16 protein-coding genes are annotated in these 15,620 nt (G+C 66.8%); 1 reads left to right on the forward strand and 15 read right to left on the reverse strand.

Translation table 11 applies throughout. The annotated features are described in order from the left end of the window. Nucleotides 1-38: 38 nt before the first annotated feature. The 15 genes from ACLQ2Q_RS11245 to ACLQ2Q_RS11315 all read right to left on the reverse strand — a co-directional run bounded on the left by ACLQ2Q_RS11245 (nucleotide 39) and on the right by ACLQ2Q_RS11315 (nucleotide 14,735). Nucleotides 39-1,811 carry a type IV secretory system conjugative DNA transfer family protein gene (locus tag ACLQ2Q_RS11245; RefSeq protein WP_425820519.1) on the reverse strand — a complete coding sequence of 591 codons (1,773 nt, stop codon included), beginning with the start codon at nucleotides 1,809-1,811 and terminating at the stop codon, nucleotides 39-41. Beyond that, entirely contained in the window at nucleotides 1,808-2,398 is a 591-nt protein-coding gene (locus ACLQ2Q_RS11250) for a hypothetical protein (RefSeq protein ID WP_425820520.1), read from the reverse strand. Before ACLQ2Q_RS11250 ends, ACLQ2Q_RS11245 begins: the two co-directional genes overlap by 4 nt. Continuing rightward, on the reverse strand, nucleotides 2,395-3,888 hold the full coding sequence (locus ACLQ2Q_RS11255; protein WP_425820521.1) for an ATP-binding protein: 1,494 nt from the start codon (nucleotides 3,886-3,888) through the stop codon (nucleotides 2,395-2,397). Before ACLQ2Q_RS11255 ends, ACLQ2Q_RS11250 begins: the two co-directional genes overlap by 4 nt. Continuing rightward, the gene (locus ACLQ2Q_RS11260; RefSeq protein WP_425820522.1) at nucleotides 3,885-4,364 is read right to left on the reverse strand and encodes a hypothetical protein; all 480 of its coding nucleotides are present in this window, start codon (nucleotides 4,362-4,364) and stop codon (nucleotides 3,885-3,887) included. The genes ACLQ2Q_RS11255 and ACLQ2Q_RS11260 overlap by 4 nt, the downstream gene beginning before the upstream one ends. A gap of 55 nt (nucleotides 4,365-4,419) precedes the next feature. Beyond that, nucleotides 4,420-5,883, reverse strand: a complete 1,464-nt coding sequence (locus tag ACLQ2Q_RS11265; RefSeq protein ID WP_425820523.1) for an SCO6880 family protein — start codon at nucleotides 5,881-5,883, stop codon at nucleotides 4,420-4,422. Further along, nucleotides 5,880-7,220, reverse strand: a complete 1,341-nt coding sequence (locus ACLQ2Q_RS11270) for a conjugal transfer protein TrbL (protein ID WP_425820589.1) — start codon at nucleotides 7,218-7,220, stop codon at nucleotides 5,880-5,882. Before ACLQ2Q_RS11270 ends, ACLQ2Q_RS11265 begins: the two co-directional genes overlap by 4 nt. Before the next feature lie 33 nt (nucleotides 7,221-7,253). Continuing rightward, entirely contained in the window at nucleotides 7,254-7,523 is a 270-nt protein-coding gene (locus ACLQ2Q_RS11275) for a DUF6112 family protein (protein WP_028495551.1), read from the reverse strand. A 99-nt stretch (nucleotides 7,524-7,622) separates the two neighbouring features. Continuing rightward, nucleotides 7,623-7,889: a DUF6112 family protein gene (locus ACLQ2Q_RS11280; RefSeq protein ID WP_425820590.1), complete on the reverse strand. Its 267-nt coding sequence runs from the start codon at nucleotides 7,887-7,889 to the stop codon at nucleotides 7,623-7,625. Nucleotides 7,890-7,899: 10 nt separating this feature from the next. Then, on the reverse strand, nucleotides 7,900-9,069 hold the full coding sequence (locus tag ACLQ2Q_RS11285; RefSeq protein ID WP_425820524.1) for a M23 family metallopeptidase: 1,170 nt from the start codon (nucleotides 9,067-9,069) through the stop codon (nucleotides 7,900-7,902). 12 nt (nucleotides 9,070-9,081) lie between these two features. Further along, nucleotides 9,082-9,762, reverse strand: a complete 681-nt coding sequence (locus ACLQ2Q_RS11290) for a hypothetical protein (RefSeq protein WP_425820525.1) — start codon at nucleotides 9,760-9,762, stop codon at nucleotides 9,082-9,084. Beyond that, nucleotides 9,762-10,772, reverse strand: a complete 1,011-nt coding sequence (locus ACLQ2Q_RS11295; protein ID WP_425820526.1) for a ParB N-terminal domain-containing protein — start codon at nucleotides 10,770-10,772, stop codon at nucleotides 9,762-9,764. Before ACLQ2Q_RS11295 ends, ACLQ2Q_RS11290 begins: the two co-directional genes overlap by 1 nt. After that, nucleotides 10,769-11,668: a hypothetical protein gene (locus ACLQ2Q_RS11300; RefSeq protein ID WP_425820527.1), complete on the reverse strand. Its 900-nt coding sequence runs from the start codon at nucleotides 11,666-11,668 to the stop codon at nucleotides 10,769-10,771. Before ACLQ2Q_RS11300 ends, ACLQ2Q_RS11295 begins: the two co-directional genes overlap by 4 nt. Before the next feature lie 423 nt (nucleotides 11,669-12,091). Beyond that, nucleotides 12,092-12,748 (reverse strand): DUF2637 domain-containing protein, encoded by a 657-nt coding sequence (locus ACLQ2Q_RS11305; protein ID WP_425820528.1) that lies wholly within the window; start codon nucleotides 12,746-12,748, stop codon nucleotides 12,092-12,094. Further along, nucleotides 12,745-13,635: a bifunctional DNA primase/polymerase gene (locus ACLQ2Q_RS11310; protein WP_425820529.1), complete on the reverse strand. Its 891-nt coding sequence runs from the start codon at nucleotides 13,633-13,635 to the stop codon at nucleotides 12,745-12,747. Before ACLQ2Q_RS11310 ends, ACLQ2Q_RS11305 begins: the two co-directional genes overlap by 4 nt. Beyond that, nucleotides 13,635-14,735, reverse strand: coding sequence for an ArdC-like ssDNA-binding domain-containing protein (locus ACLQ2Q_RS11315; RefSeq protein WP_425820530.1), 1,101 nt, complete (start codon nucleotides 14,733-14,735; stop codon nucleotides 13,635-13,637). Before ACLQ2Q_RS11315 ends, ACLQ2Q_RS11310 begins: the two co-directional genes overlap by 1 nt. Before the next feature lie 200 nt (nucleotides 14,736-14,935). Here ACLQ2Q_RS11315 and ACLQ2Q_RS11320 point away from each other — a divergent pair, with 200 nt between their 5' ends. Next, on the forward strand, nucleotides 14,936-15,610 hold the full coding sequence (locus ACLQ2Q_RS11320; RefSeq protein WP_425820531.1) for a helix-turn-helix domain-containing protein: 675 nt from the start codon (nucleotides 14,936-14,938) through the stop codon (nucleotides 15,608-15,610). Nucleotides 15,611-15,620: the final 10 nt, after the last annotated feature.

Raw genomic sequence — 15,620 nt, forward strand, 5'->3', positions numbered from 1 at the left:
AGGGCCGCAGGTCGGCCATCACCTGGTAGGTGCGTCGCCTATCCCCGCCGCAGTTGTTCCTCGACTCGAGCCCGCTCCGCGCGAAGTTCTGAGGCGTCGGCGCGGGCAGTCCATTCGCGCATGCGTGTGACGATTGGTGGCGCCGACCTCAGCAGTAGGAGCGCCGTGCCGTACGGCATCGTGCGAATCACGTCGGGCGGCATGATCGGAACCCGGCGCGTTGATCGCTGGTTGGAGCGCATGCCGCGTTCACCGATAGTGATCGAGTCGGTGGCCTCGTCGCGGTCGCCAATCAGGGTGGCGATGTCTTGGAGGTCTCGAGACCCTGAGGCGCCGCCGAGCACGATCTTGGCGATACTCGCGTCCCAGATCGCCGTGGCTGCGTTGTCGCCCCACCGCTGACGGGCCTGCGCGAGCGACTGAAGCACCGGCATCGTGGTGACACCGGTGCCTCCGCCTTCGGCCATCAGGACAGGCAGCGACGGCAGAGGGGCAAGGTTGCCGATCTCATCCAGCGCGAGAAGCAGCGGCGGGTCGAGGCGGGCGCCTGGGGATCTCGCGGCAACGCGCCTCGCGGTTTCGACGAGGTCTTCGACCAGCGCGGCGACGAGGGAGGAGGATGCGCCGGCGCCGGCGCCCGTCGCGAGAAGGTACAGGGTGCCGTTGCGTCGGAGAAAGGTCTCCGGATCGAACTGCTCGTCTTCGCTCGGGCTGACTGCATCGAGAACACGAGGGTCAGCCAGAGCAGCCAACGCCAGGGAGACGCCCTGCCAGATCGAGTCGCGCGTGCGGGGGTCGGCGTCGATCATCGCCTCAAGCGACTCGGCCCATCCCGTCGCGGCGGCAGGGTTGGATGTGAGGATCGCGACTGCATCCTTCGCCGCGGCCGGGTCGAGCGTCCAGCGAAAGAGTTCACCGGGCGAGCGGCCGTCGAGTGCCGCGGCGTGCAGCAACGATTGAAGGGCTGTACGGGTTTTGCCCTCCCAGAAGCCGCCGTTGTCTACCCCAACGCTCGACAGGCCTGTACCGGCTGCGAGTCCCGCGGCGCGAATCATCGCGGTGAGTGGGAGCTCGCAGCCGCGTACCGGCGACCACCGCAAGCCTGCCGGCACTCCCGGAGCAAGATGTTGCGGATCAAACACCGCGACGGGCCCACGTCTCATGCGCGAGCGAATGGTGGTCGTGAGGTTGTCCGGCCTGGTGGAGGTCGTGACGACGGCGCCAGGTGCATCGAGGATCGCGTTGATGACGATGTGGGCGCCCTTGCCCGACCGGGGAGGGCCGATCACGAGGATCGAATCCTCGACCGACGTCCACACCTTCGTTCCTCGTGCAACGCCCACGAGATAGCCGACGTCCTCGGATCGCGGCTTATCGACGGACGCGCGAAGGTGGGCAGCGCGCTTCAGCAACGCGCTATCGGAGGCAGCGCGGCGCACGTCGGCTATGGTCGCGATTCCCGCAATCCGGTTCGGGTCGGACCTGGCGTGACGAGTGTGGCTCCGGGTGACGCGCCACACCCACCAACCCGAAACGCTGAGCAGCGCCACGAACGCCACGACGACAGCCCAGTACGCCACAGCGTTTAGCCCAGGAGATCCGAGTGCCGCCCCCGGGTCAGCGGGGGAGCCGAAGACACCGAGCCCCGCGGCCAGACCACCTGTCGGCTGCTCCGCTCCTGATAGGAAGGCGGCGAGATTGCCGCCCACACGCAGGATGCCGGCGATCGCAACGGCCCCGCCGAGAGTGAGCAACGCGAGGTTGGTCAGCCCGTCGGGACCGGAGACACCGACACCGTGGGGACCCGTCATGTGACGATCCCGAAAACACACGTGCCGGAGATTCTCCCCACGAGGACAATCTCGCCCTCGGCGGTCACGCGGCAGAGCCCCGGTTCCAGCAACGCTCGAGCGGACCCGTCCGCAGAAGCCTTGATGTGACGCACGATGATCGCTAGGGCAACATCTTCGCCCGGGAGGAAACCCTCTTCGCCGTAGACAACGCGAGGCGGCTCGATCAAAGGCGTCGCATCGATGAGTGCTGCGGGTGCGGCCAGCGGCTCCGCCGGAGAGCTCGACCCTCCGTCCCGCACCTGCAGCGGCGCACTCGGGGCGATCGAGCCCTGCAGCGGCCGGGTGATGAGGTCGGTAAAGACCGTGCCGTCTGCCTCGTGGACGACGACCCGCACCGGCGACCCGTGAGCGAGCAGGACCGTGTCTATGACTTCCGCAAAGGAAGCGCGGGCCCAGGGTGCCCCGAACCGAGGCGGTTCGAACGGCGTCCCATCGACGGCGACGGTCATCGTGCCGTCCGCCGAGATCGTCATGGTGATCACGGGAAGCACCGCCGGCACGCGGATCGCGTCGGTGGATCGTCGTAATGCGTGCGCTGTCGTCATCTCACGCCCTCCGTCATCCGGCTCGTCGTGTCGAATGCTGCAAGCTCCGCGGGATGCAGCTGGTGCTGAACCACGAAGCTACGATCCTTGATCCGCCAGAGACCTTGACCCGTTGCCAAGCCGGGCAACAAACTCTGCTCAGTGCCAGTGAGGCCCAGCGCGGTCGCAGTCGCTCCGAGCTGGTCCGCTTCCTGCCGGTAGATGATTCGCGTCTCCGCGTTGGCGAGGAGCGACGATGCGATCGCGCGCATCGCGGAGCCCTGGTCACCGACGTTGTCGAGGTCGGAGAGCTTGTGGAAGATCAGCAGGTTCGCGATTCCATAGTGGCGGGCGAGTCGCCACTGAGCGTCCATTCGTCGCAGAAGGGCGGGATGCGACATGAGGCGCCAGGCTTCGTCGTAGATGACCCAACGCTGCCCACCGTGAGGGTCGAGGAGCGCGGACTCCATCCAGGCGGAGGAGCACGTCATGAGGACGGACACGAGCGTCGTATTCTCGGCAACACGCGACAGGTCGAGCGAGATCATCGGCAGGCTCGGGTCGAAGGTGACAGTGCTGGGACCGTCGAACAATCCGGCGAGATCTCCGGCGACCAGCCGACGGAGTGCGTGCCCAACGACCCTGCCGTCCTCGACGAGGCGGCGGTCGGATTGCTGGGATACGTCCGGGGAGAGGACGCGTTCCACGACCATCGGCAGAATCGGGGTCTCACATGAGCGGACAGTGTCCGCGAGAGCGAGGTCGATCGCAGTGTGCTCCAGTGGGCTCAGTGGTCGTTCGAGCACGGTTTCGGTCAGGGCGCCGATGAGGTCGCGGCGACGAGAGGCGACCTGACCAGCCCAGCTCTCGTCAGAGACGCCGGATGGGCGATGCCCTTCGTCGAGCGGATTGAGTCGGTTCGCCATGCCGTGCCCGAGCACGATTGCCTGCCCACCGACCGCTTCGGCGACGGCAGTGTGTTCGCCCTTCGGGTCGCCGGGTACGTAGACGCGGCGGCCGAAGGGGATCGAGCGCGTGTAGAGGCTCTTCACGAGCGATGACTTACCGGAGCCCACGATCCCAGCCAGGACGATGTTCGGCGCGGTGATCATCCCACGTGAGTACAGCACCCACGGGTCATAGACGAATGACGCACCCGAGTAGAGGTCCTGGCCGACGAAGACGCCTTGCGAGCCGAGTCCGCCTTCGGCGAGGAACGGGTAGGCTCCGGCGAGCGTCGCACTGGTGTCCTGGTGGCGCGGTATCCGCAGGCGGCCGGGGGTTCGGAGCGCCGCGGGCCGCGACTCCCCGGCGGCAGGCAGGTAGGCCGTCGTGCGTAGATCCGCGCGCCGCGCTTCGACCTCGGCACGGTCGGATTCGGTGCTGGCAGCGCGAGTGGCGGCACCGAGGCGCTGGGATGCCTTTCGTCGGGCACGACGCTCCTTCCTACGTTCGCCTGCCGGGTCCACGAGCGTTGTGGTGTGAATGCGCTCACCCCCTTGCGCGTTCACAGCGACATCCCGTTGCGGCGGTGAACCTTCGCACCAGACCCCTGGAAGGCGAAGGGGCCAGGGCGCTGAAACGAGTCGTTCGGATTGACGCGGGGCGCGAGTGATTCCGAGACCGGCGCGACGACGGCGGAGGATCCCCATGCAATTCGGCCTGAGTGCTGAGATGCCCGATCGAGGGCCATGCCGGCCCGAGCGACAAGGGCCGACGCACGCCGCAGCGCGAGGGCGGCTGCATGGGCTTCCTCCACCCCAGCCCAGTGATCACCGTCGTCAGTCCGGGCGATCGCGTCCGAGCTGGTGTGCGCGAACGCGAGCTGATCGAGCACCTGTTCGAGCGACCGCAGGCCGCCCAGAAGACCCCCGACCACCTCGTACGTCTGTGCCGGGTCATCGAACGTGCGCGTGGCGTGCGCGAGAGCGCGCAGAGCGTGACATGCTTCCTCGCCATCGACGACAGGATCCTGAAATGTAGGCATTGCGTGTCCCTTGCAACAGAAGTCGTCAGTCAGGTGCGCGAGGTGTCCCCGCGCGTCATACGGTTCGGCACAGGGGCAGCGCGGCGACGGTGAACGCTTGCGCCTGCTGACCCACGAGCCTCCGTGTTTCGCAGGCAGCTTGCACGGCGGCCTGCTCGATCACCGCGACTGCGGCATCCAGCTCGTCGACGCTCGGCGCCGACACTGCGACGAGCCCAGTAAAACGCAGCACGCCGTGACCAGCCGTAAGGTCTGACTCTTGCTGCACGACGTCGTTGTATTCGGCGGCTCGCGCGGCATCCTCGATCTGCCCGACCTTCGCCCGCTGCGCGGCATCCGAGAGAAGCCCCACCTTCTTTCTCCTGATGTCCCTCGCGGCGAGGTCGGCACGCACCGGTGTGCACGTCAGAGTGAATGTGCGTTGGATACCCGAGGTCAGCAGCAAGGGGGAGAGGAAGCCTGGGTACACCTGCGACCTCGGCCACTCTGAGATCCAGAGAACCGCGTGGTCGGCCGAGTCGGTATGCAGCCGGTCCCAGGTTTCGGAAACTGCGATGGGGCCGGCCGTTGCGAGAGATCGACCGATGTCCCCGTGTCTCTCGAGCGCGGGAGCGGCTGCGGGATCGTATGCGGAGCGCAGCACGACCGCGACCTCGCCTGGGTTCAGCCATCCTGTGGGCGTTAGGTCGGCTGCCCGCAGTGCTGCCACGAACGTCGTCATCTCCTGACGCAGTACGCTCGCGGCCCCCTTCATGCCACCCCCGGCGGCGCGGATCTGGCGGGCCGCCGCGCGCATGTCGAGCGCGAGGGCGATTGTCGTCTCATGCCGTTCGCCGGCGGGGCCGGCGCGCTCAATGAGCTCCTGGTACGTGACCGCGGGCCAAGAGTCATCGTGGACGCCATGCCGGGCCCACCATTCGGCGAGCCCGCTTCCGGAGCTGGGCACGGTGCGCTCGGAGATCTGCACGCGCGCGATGCGGCCCGACCGGCAGACGGTCGCGAGCACACGCCCCCAGCCGGTCACCCGACGCTCCTGTTCGCCGCTGTCGAGAAGAACGAACGCTGGATGCGTGATGCCGGCGATTGCCGTCAGGGTCTGAGTGTGAGGGTCTTGGATCATGGCGGCGCCCGTCTCGAGGTCGACCCACTCTCGGAGCGCGGCGGCGTCGCCGGGGAGTGCGAGCGTGCCCGCGGGGCGCGGCTTGACCACGTCCGCGCGGAATCGCAGCTGCCCGCCCACGCTTCGCCACACCCAGCGGATCGAGATCGGCACCCATTCAATGAGCTTCCGGCCACCCACGGGAACAAAGGCAAGAGCGACGCTCGTCACCCAGATCGGTGATGTGAGGCCGAACAGGATGCCGCCGCCCAGGTACACCGCACTGGTGAACGCGACTAGCCCGATGGCGAGTGTCACGAGCTGTGCCAGGGAGAGGCCGAGCATCACGCCTCGCTTGGACAGACGGGAGAACTGAACCGGGTGCAGTTGGTTCGCGCGCGGGGTGTTGCTCGCTGTCATGCTGTCGTCCTTTCGCGCGGAGTGGGGATCGGCCGCGGGGGCGGGGTCGGTGTGCGCGGCTGTGGGATCGGTTGCCCGGCAGCCGGGGAGGTCGTCGGTGACGGTGGTCCGTCTGTCGGATTGGCGCCCTCGGAATGTCCCATGGCTGCTGATCCGGTGGCGTTGCCGAGCTTGGGTCCAGCGGAGGCTGCCTTGCCGACCACCTGACCGCCGACGATGACTGCGGCGGCCGGGCCGGCGGCCGCCGCAGCGCCTGAAGTTCCTGCGCCATACGCTGCTGCACCAGACGCACCCGCGCTGGCACCCGATCCGGTGGCGGCGCTCGTTGCCACCGGGGCCGCCGACCCGCTCGAGGTGCCACCTCCGTCGAGGATCGACTTCGCAGACTTGGCAGTCGCGGGGCTAACCGGCACCGGGACGGGCCGATTCAGCGCTCCCTTAGCCTCCTGTTCGGTCGACATCGCGTGGTACATATCGACCCCGACGAACGAGATGAACTTGTAGGTCATGTACGGCGCGAAGGCTGCGACGAGCATGAGCACGACGCCGGCTACGGGGTCGCTGATGGAGGCGAGATCAAGATCGATCGGCGCGGCGGTCTGATTTATCGCGACGAGGAATAGGACGACGAGCACGAGCTTGGAGAAGACGAGGGCCACAACGAACGCCACCCACTTGCCGAACCAGCCGCGGGTAGCATCCCAAGAGAATCCCGCCAGCGCGATCGGCGCGAACACAATCGCCACCAGGAGCAGGGCTTTGCGGATGAGGAGCGAGAACCACACGATCGCGGTAGCAGCGATCGCGAGTCCGGCGAGGAAGATCGTCATGATCGCGCCGACGCCAGGGCTCGCGATGTTGATCGCGACCAGCCCGGCGGCCATCAGGGCGATTCTGTCGCCCATTCCCTCCATCGTGTTGCCGGTTGCCTGGACGATCCCGATGGCCAGCTGATCCGTGAGTTCCAGCACCGTCGCCGTCAGGGCGATTGCGACGAACGATCCGAGCACGGACTTCCCGAGCCCCACAGCAGCCCGGGAGAGCGCAGTCGGATCGCGATGCGCCAGTCCGGTGATCAGTTGCAGGCAGAAGAACACGAGCATGACGAACAGCGCCACGCCGAAGAGCAGGTTGTATACCTGGGTGTACTGGTCACCGGTGACGTCGACGAGGGTGGTCGTGTCGAACACTGCCCAGACGGCTTCGAAGAACCACGCGGCGGCTGCGGCGAGCGTATGGGCGAGCCAATCGAAGGGCGCGGCAACGAGCGATGTGACACCCGACCCGACGGTCTGGCATACCTCGGCGATCGCCGGAATATCGCACACTCCGCCCACTCGCGTGGCTCCGCTCAATCGGCCGCGTCTGTGTCAGACGGACTGACCGACGCCCCAGAAGAAGTTCACGAGGGTGACGGACGCCCCGCAGATGAGTGCCGCGCCGCAGGCCACGAGAACGCCGAGCTTGCCGCGAGAGGCCAGATGGGGGTTCGACGAGTTCGCTCCATACCCCCACGCGACAGCGGCGATGATCAGGGCGAGCACGGCGAGGATGAGCCCGACCGTCATGACTGCGCCGACGATGACGCGGAGTTGTTCGATGCCGGGAAGCCCCGACCCGTTGGGAACGATGTCGATCACGCTCGTGCTCCTTGTCTGCGCAGAAACGAACCTGCGTACAAGGTGCGTTCGCCGTCCCCGCGATCCGGTCGAGCTGCCAAGCCCGTGCGCTCACCCGGGCTAGAGTTGCCGGCCGACCCCGATGAGGAAGTTCATCCAGGCGACCGCCGCGCCGGCAAGCGCCGCTGCGCCGACCGCGACAAGGAGGCCGGTACGGGCTCGCATCGCCGACTGGTAGTTCCCGCTCGTAGACGCAATCGCCCATGTGGCGGCGCAGATGAGGATCGCAAGTACCGCGAAGACTAGGACATACGTGAGGAGCGCGCCGACGATCGCGCGGAGGTCACCCGCACCTCCAACTGCTCCGAAGTCCGGGAAGATGTCCATCTCGGTCACCTCATGCGCCTGTCGCGCACGCCGTCCTGCCGGAGGTCGCGGCATCCAACCCTTCGGCCCCATGCTCGGCAAGCCACGGGTCTGCGTCGATAGCCAGCTCGAACGCTCCACCGGGACGGATCTCGAAGTGCAGATGGGATCCCGTGGACTTGCCGGATGCCCCTACGTCCCCGATGTGCTGCCCGGCCGTGACGCGCTCACCGACCGACACGTGTATGCCGGTCGCCCACATGTGCGCGTACGCCGACGCCACCCGCTCTCCGCTGACGGTGTGCTCGATGACTATGAGCTGCCCATAGCCCCCATACGGCCCTGCCCAGCTGACGATCCCGTCAGCGATCGAAAAGATGGGTGTGCCATCCGCCGCGGAGAAGTCGGTTCCTGCATGGAACGCAGGTCGACCGGTCATGGGGTCGGTGCGCCCGCCATAGCCGCTGGCCCGGACCCACGTGTCGCTCGGGAGGGGGAAGACGATGCGGGTTGTCTCGGGGACGGCATCGAGAGGTGCGCCGCCTCCGGTCGCCGACGCGATCGGCCGGGTAAGCGCGACGAGGATGGCTTCCGCGACGGGCTGATGCTCCTGATAGCGGTCGGGGAACGCTGAGCGCTCGACAGATTGCGCAGCCGAGCCCGGATCAGCTGACTGCCAGCCCGGGGTGTCGAGGAGCCCCGCGGGGGAGGGAAAGTTGGGTCCTTCTGCTCCGCCGAAGAATGCGCGCACCTGGTAGTCCGGATTCATGAGCTCATCCACGGTGCCCCAGCCGGCGGTCGGTCGCATCTGAAACAGGCCGAGTGAGTCGTGGTCGCTCCCGATGCCGTCGTTGGGCATGCCGAGCGATGCGGGATGGGCGGCGTTCGCGAGCATCCTCAGGCTCGACTCGGTGAGCGCGGCCATCAGCCCGATCACCACCCCGTGCCGCCCGACACCCTCAACACCGCTGCCTACCGTGATGATCGTCGCGGCACGGGTGAGTTGCGTGTGCCCGAGGGTCACCGGCACGCCGTCGCTCCGTACCGCAGTCAAGCTCTCCGGCACGGCGGCGACGACGAGCTGGCCGGATGTCTGGCAGGCCGCGAGTGCGGCGGGGGAAAGGACGAGAGGGAGCGCGATCAAGCCGGCGAACGGCAGGGTGAACAGAGCGACAGCGAGGGCTATCACGAGTTTCTTCATGTTCGACACCCGTCACCGAAGTGGATTGTCGACCTCAGAGAGCCGGAGCAGGCGGCACTCGTCGAAACTCGGCTCGCACGCGATGAAGAGGGTGAATGCGATCGGTCGAGACGTCTCCTGAGCCTGCGTCCCCACGATGCCGGCGCGATGGCGTGTTCCCGTGATCGTGTACGCGATGGTTCCGGGGAGCAATTGCCCAGGCGTCGCTTGATCGATCGCGTCGCTCCAGGATGCCGGCACGAACGCCTCGTCGATGGTGAGCCACTGGCGCGTGCCATAGGTGCCCAGTGCCAACCAAGCGTCCGCCGTCGGCAGGTAGGTGCGGACATCGGAGGCAAGCCCGGCGGTCTCGGTACCAGAGGGATCCCCTGCGTCGACGATCACCTGTGCGTAGTCGGCCGGATCGAAGTCGGTGGCGGCGTCCCAGTGGATGAGCGCGCGGGCGGCATCGCGCGCGAAGGACTCGGCATCGGATGTCGAGCGGATCGGGGGAAGCGTTGCGCTCGAGGCGCTCGGTTCAGGATCGACGGCCACGGCAGTCGGGGCCGTCGGCTCGGCGGAGGTCGTCGGCGTGCTGGGCGTCGGTGCCAGTACCAGGCCGTACAGTCCGACGCCGACAAGTGCGGCCAGCACACCGAACCCGATCCAGAGGAGAAGGACGAGGCGCCGCCCAGGGCGCACAGTGGCGGCCATTACGCGATCTCCCTTCCCAGTTGGACGCGTGCGCTGCGGATCGCTGCGAAGAAGTCGACGGTCGAAGCGAGCGTCGCTTCGAACTGCTCGAGTTGCTCGTCAGTCAGTTCAGTAGCCACAGCCGCGACGTCGAAATGGGTCCACCAGAGATCCAGGTCCTCCCACACACGTACGAACGCGCGGACGGGAAAGACATGTGCGGTAGCAGCACGAGACCTGGAAGGTCGCCGATTGCGCTTGGCCTCCTTGACTCTCGCAAGAGCCGCCTTGGCCAACTGCTCGAGTTCGTCGGGCGGCTCGAGGTCGTCGGGCGCTTCGAAGTCCTCGAACTGCCGCAGCGGCTCCGGATCAAGCAACTGTCGGAATCGCGCGTGTGACGCGGCGACACTGCCGCCCTCGTCGATGAGCCGCAGCTCTTCACTCGCCTTCTCTTTCAGGGCTGGGTTTGCACCGGGGTCAGCGACAAGGCGTTGCAGTTCGGCGATCCGCTCCAGTGTTGTGTAGGACGCCTTGCCGGTGACCATCTGGGCTGCCTGTGTGCGACTCTTTCCTGACTTGAGCTGCGGTGGTGCCACGGTGGCACCACCGTCACTTCCATCCCGAGCATCCGGACGGCTGAAGCGCGTCGCGGCCTGGCGGCGCGTCGCGTCGTCGGCGATGTGATCCTTTAACTCGGTGTATAGCGCGGCGGCTTCGGTCGGAGTGAGCGGCTTGTGGAGGACGTTCTCCGCCTGCTCTGCCAATAGTTCGGCGAGTCGATCCGAGATCCCAGACCTCACCCATACCTTGATCGTCTTCTCACCGAGCCGCTTCAGCGCTTCGAGCCGACGAGCGCCGCACACCAGGACGCCTTCCGGTGTCACCGTGACCGGCTGTAGCAGTCCGTCGCGGGTGATCGACTCGGCGAGCTCATCGATGTCTCCGAACTCGGTACGGTGCCGCTTCCCGACGATGATCGATTCGATCGATCGTTCGAGCTCGATGTGGCCGATTCTGGTTCCCACGGTCACCGCCTCGAGCGCTCGGCGGGGGCGGCAAGACTGACCGCAAGGACGAGGTCGTCATCCGTTAGCAGCGAACGCAGCGGTTCACCGATCAGCAGGCGGAGAAGGATGCCGCGTCCAGCTGTCGTCCGGGCGACTTCCGGTTCCGGGTTGCCGAGGACGGCGCGGAGCAATCCGTTCCACGATGCGGACGACAGGTCGAGGAGGGTCCTTCCGTGAACGTCGCGACGCAGCGATTCCCAGGCGGTCGCGCGCGAGGGAACCTCACTGAGCCGTGCGCAGATGTATTCCATCGCGGTACGCGCGGGCGTGCGCGGCCAGCCCAGCAGGGTCATGAAAGCGATCGCATTCTCGACTGCCTCACCGATCCCGGCGCCGTCAGATGAGCAGCTGTCATCGGGCGCGTCCTCGATCGACTGCACACGCAGTGACGGGTGATAGTCGCTCAAGGGGTTCTCCCGGTCACTGAATCGCTCGGGATCATGAAACGACGAGAACTCGGGTCGGCGCGCCTGGTAGACCGAGCACAGCAGGCCGTTCGCCCGTTCCTCCGCGATCAGCGTCACCTGCACCGCCCGTGTGACCACCGCCCAGGGATCGTCGGCGTTGCGCACGGCCGACGAGCGCATTGCGTCGAATGCGGCCGCGGCTGCATCCCATGGATCGAGCCCGTGCTTGCGTGCCAGCTTTGCGTAACGCCGAACGACATACCCCATGAGCGCTGCGGCTTCGTCGTCGCGGCGCCAAGCGCCGTGGTCCTGCGCGGCGAGGCGTTCGAGCACTTCGCGCAGCCCCTCCGAGCTCTCGAACGCAGCGGGGACGCTCGCCGGCTCGGACGAGTCGGAAATGCGCCGCGATTGCGCCGATCCGGCGGCAACTGACGGGGAACCCTGGCTCGACATGGCAACCTCGCTACCGACCGATTCCAGAGCGGCGGACGGACCCGTGATCAGCGCGGCCGTTTCCGAACGCCTCTACCGGCGGGAGGTGAAGCGCCCGTTCACGGATTGCGCGGCGAGTTGCCGCGACCCCCTGCGTCGGGAAAGCGCGCGCCCGCCGGGCGAGCGAGGACTCGAGGTCGATTCCCTGGCCCGCGACGCGCCCGGTGACGGCGGGAACGAGTTCCGTAGGTCGCATCCAGACAACCTCGCTTCGAACCCGCTCAGCGCCGGATAGGGACAGTGGCTGCCTCGCAAGTGAAGGATCGCCGTGCCGCGCCAATTCGGAGACCTCCTCGGGGGACCGCTTGTCGACGAGTTCACGTTCACGCTCGGACGCGTCCGCGCGAAGCGGCAGGCCGGGCGGCTCGACTCGCTCGTATTCGTTCATGACGTAGCTCCCTTCTGAAACTCAGGTGTGCCGAGCGTCCCCGCGAACCATCGGCCGACTGTCGACGGATGAACTCCCGTGGCGCTCGCGATCTCCTTGTTCGACATCCCGCGCTGACGCATCAGCGCGGCAACGCTTCTACGGGAACCCTCCTCCGGAACATCGGCCAGCGGGCGAAGCTGTACGACTTCTGTGGACAGGTCTCGTGACGTCTCTGTTGTGCAGGAGACGCGAAGCCGGAATCGCTGGGTGAGAACGACCGTGAGGTGTGTGATCGCGAGAAGCACCAGCGGAGGTACTGCGGCAACCGACGCTGCAAGCACGGGAAGAACATCGGCATCGGCCGCGACAACGGCATGGATCGAGTTTGCGGCGACCGATACCGCAGCGCCGATCATGAGCAGCATCCACGGATACCACGCTCCCCGCTGTCCGGCGAGCGCGACGACGGCAACGGTTCCGACGACGATGATCCCGTCCACGATGAGCGGCCACGCCCACGCCTGCGTCGGCGCGATGCCGGACCGGCGGGCGAGATCCGCGAGAGCGGTGAACGACAACCAGAACGCGCCGACAGCGATGAATACGGTGCCGACAACCGCGGTCCATACGGCAATCCGTCCTGACCGCGGGTCCGTAGCGCCGGGGATCACGAGATCGCCTGCCCGCTGAGCGAGCGGGAATCTGCGTTGCCCCCACCGATGCGAAAGGGTGGCGTCGGCCCCACCACCGTTCGATACGCAGATCGGATGGTGGTCATGATCTCGGCCGGGTGCAGCCCCGCCTGCTCCGCGGCCGGCCCGAGTACATTGCGCGCGCTCTGATCAGTGATCCCGTTCTCCGCGAGACGGCATGCGGCCCAGTACAGGGCGCGGTTCCGTTCGCCCTCAGCCCGTGTGGCCAGCCAGGCTGCGATACGCTCCGCGTCGACATCGCAACGGGCCTCCGCGGGCATCGTCGCAACAGGGTTCGGCCTCGGGTCAACGAACCGTCGTAGCGCCGATCCGTCGATAGACACGGCGGCCCCGCGTCCAGCGCCGATTAGCTCATACGCAGACCGGTTACCTTCGAACAGCACCAGCGACGGCGGCACGATTACGTAGCCGCCCTCGCCCCGGAAGTCGATGCCGGCGCTGGCGGCCTGCCACGACGCCTGAGCGCGATCAGGGTCTGCGGGGTAGTAGGCGTGCATCCCGCCGGATGCCGTCTTCACTAGCGCCTGCCAACGATCCACGAGACCCTCCCGACGCGCGAGTTCGAAGGCAGCGAATCCACGCACCCGGCCGTGCACATCGACGTCTACGACCTCGACGCCGGAAGCTCGCCCGGTCGGCATGCCAATGTTCGCTTCGGGCCATCGAGACCACCATCGGGCGATCTGGCTGCCGTCGGAGGTCGCGTCGCGGAACCCGTGCTCTGTGAGTGGTCGCTTCTCCGCTGGCTTGCAGGGGAAGATCGGGACTCCTGCCGCAGCGAATCGAGCGGCTCCCTCCCGTGGCGAGAGGCCGATCATTCCGGCGAACAGGGCGACGGTGTCCATCACAGACCCCGGGCCGAGATTGCGGACTGTGCGATGGAGTGCCGAGCCCTTGCGAAACGGACATCATCGAACCGTTCGACGGGACCAGCGACGCTTGGCTGAAGTGCACCGTGCTGCGCTTCCCTCGTCACACCCGGCGGGTCGCCCGAGCCGGTCTGCATCGTCGGCAGTCCCTTGAGGATCGCGACCGCTGCCGTCCGCACTCGCTCACCAGTCGCTTGCACGACTTCCACCGGCGTCTTTCCATCGACGGACGTTGCCCAGGTCGCCACATACGGGATGGTGTAGCCCGATGTGTCGACGCCGTGGGCCGCTCCGATCATCAGAGCAACGGACTCCGCTTCGACCTCCCCGATCCCGCGATGGAGTACGGCATCCGCGTTGTCAGGGCCGTGCAGCATCACGTGCGCCAGCTCGTGCGCCAAGGTCTTCGTACGCGCCGCGGGTTCTATGTCACCCCGAATGGCAACGCTCCGAGTCAGGTAGTCAGTCATGCCGTTGGCTCCGCCGAGATCGCGATCGCTCCTAACAATGCGCAGTGTGTACCCGTGTCCGCGTACCAAGGACGCCAGACCATCCCAAAGACCCCGTGGTGCCTCGCCTGCGAGCAACTGCGGCGTGGGCACCTGGGGAATCGGGAGACCACTCGTCTGCGAGGCGTCCCACACGTATGCGGGCCGCACGCCGACCAGTCGCGTGCGCAGGACGTCGTTGCGTCTCGGGATCTCGCGAGGCGCAAGACGACGCCATGACTCGGGGACATGTGGGGTGGGCGAGGCGAATCGCGCGAGGATCGGCGCAAAGATCAGGTAGCCGGTCTGGCCACGCTCGACCGACCTTCCAAGCGCGAGCCACTGCCGGAACCCCGCGACGTACTTCGGCGTGGGCTCAGCCACCCTGCCCTGCTCGAACGCGGCGAGGTGTTGCATCCAAATGAGCACGGTGTTGTTGAACGAACGCGATCGGAATCGAGCGGCGAACTCGAGAGCCCGCACCCAGTCATCGCCCGTCACGAGCGTGGCCACAGCATCCGCCAACTGCGCGTGCAGCCGTTCGAGCTTCGCCTCCGTGGCACCGACGGTGGGGTGTTGGTGAGTCATGGCGGGGCACCTCCTTCTGGTCAGCCGGTGTAGCGGCTTCTTGTGGGAGGTACGCGTCATCTCACCGTTGACGTCGTCCGCGGGCCGGCGGTGGGCGAGGCGCTGCAGCAGATCGGTATGCGTACATAGGAGCACCATACGCCTGCTGTGTCCAAATAGGTATCAAGCGTCATTGCAATGCATAGCGATAGCCTGTTTTTGTGGGTAGACGTTCCCAGGGCGAGGCCGGCGCGTGGTCGATGGACCTGGTGCGCGCCGTTTCGACTCTGCGCGACGCGGCCGGGATGACGAATCAGGAACTGATCGACCGGTCAGGTATGTCAGCGAGCTACTTCTACGGGCGATTGCGGGGCGCCGCGCCCTTCGACGCGAACGACATCGAAAAGCTCGCGCGCGCCTTGGGGACTCATCCGCATGAGATCTCGCGCGTGGCGGCATCCGTCGGCGAAGCGCACGCGATCGAGCCCATGGTCGATATAGAAACCAAGGAGCTAGGCCGCCGGCTGACCGCGGTCTCCCGTGCACCTCGCCTTGACGGTTCGATGTTTGACGTGGACGGGCTCGTAAGTGAGCTCGCGGATCGCGGCGTCGCGCTGGACCGGGATGAGTGGTCTGCCCTCCTTGGCGGAGACTCCACGTCGCCAGTGCGTGTGCGAGTTCTCGAAGGCGTCGGAGTGTACGCGGGCGTCCCTACCGCGTACCTGCTGGATCTCGGCGATGCTGCCGCGGTGGAAGCAGCCGAAGCGAACTTCGAGTTCCGTGAAGCACTCAAGGCGTCCGGTGCGGACTCTGTGTCAGCGCGTGCCGTCGGTGAAATTTCACCTGCCGCGTTGCGTGCGATTGCCCAGACCCTTAGGTCGATCTCTGCGCAATAACGTACTGACC

Source organism: Microbacterium sp. DT81.1 (assembly GCF_049844955.1).
Classification (GTDB): Bacteria; Actinomycetota; Actinomycetes; order Actinomycetales; family Microbacteriaceae; genus Microbacterium.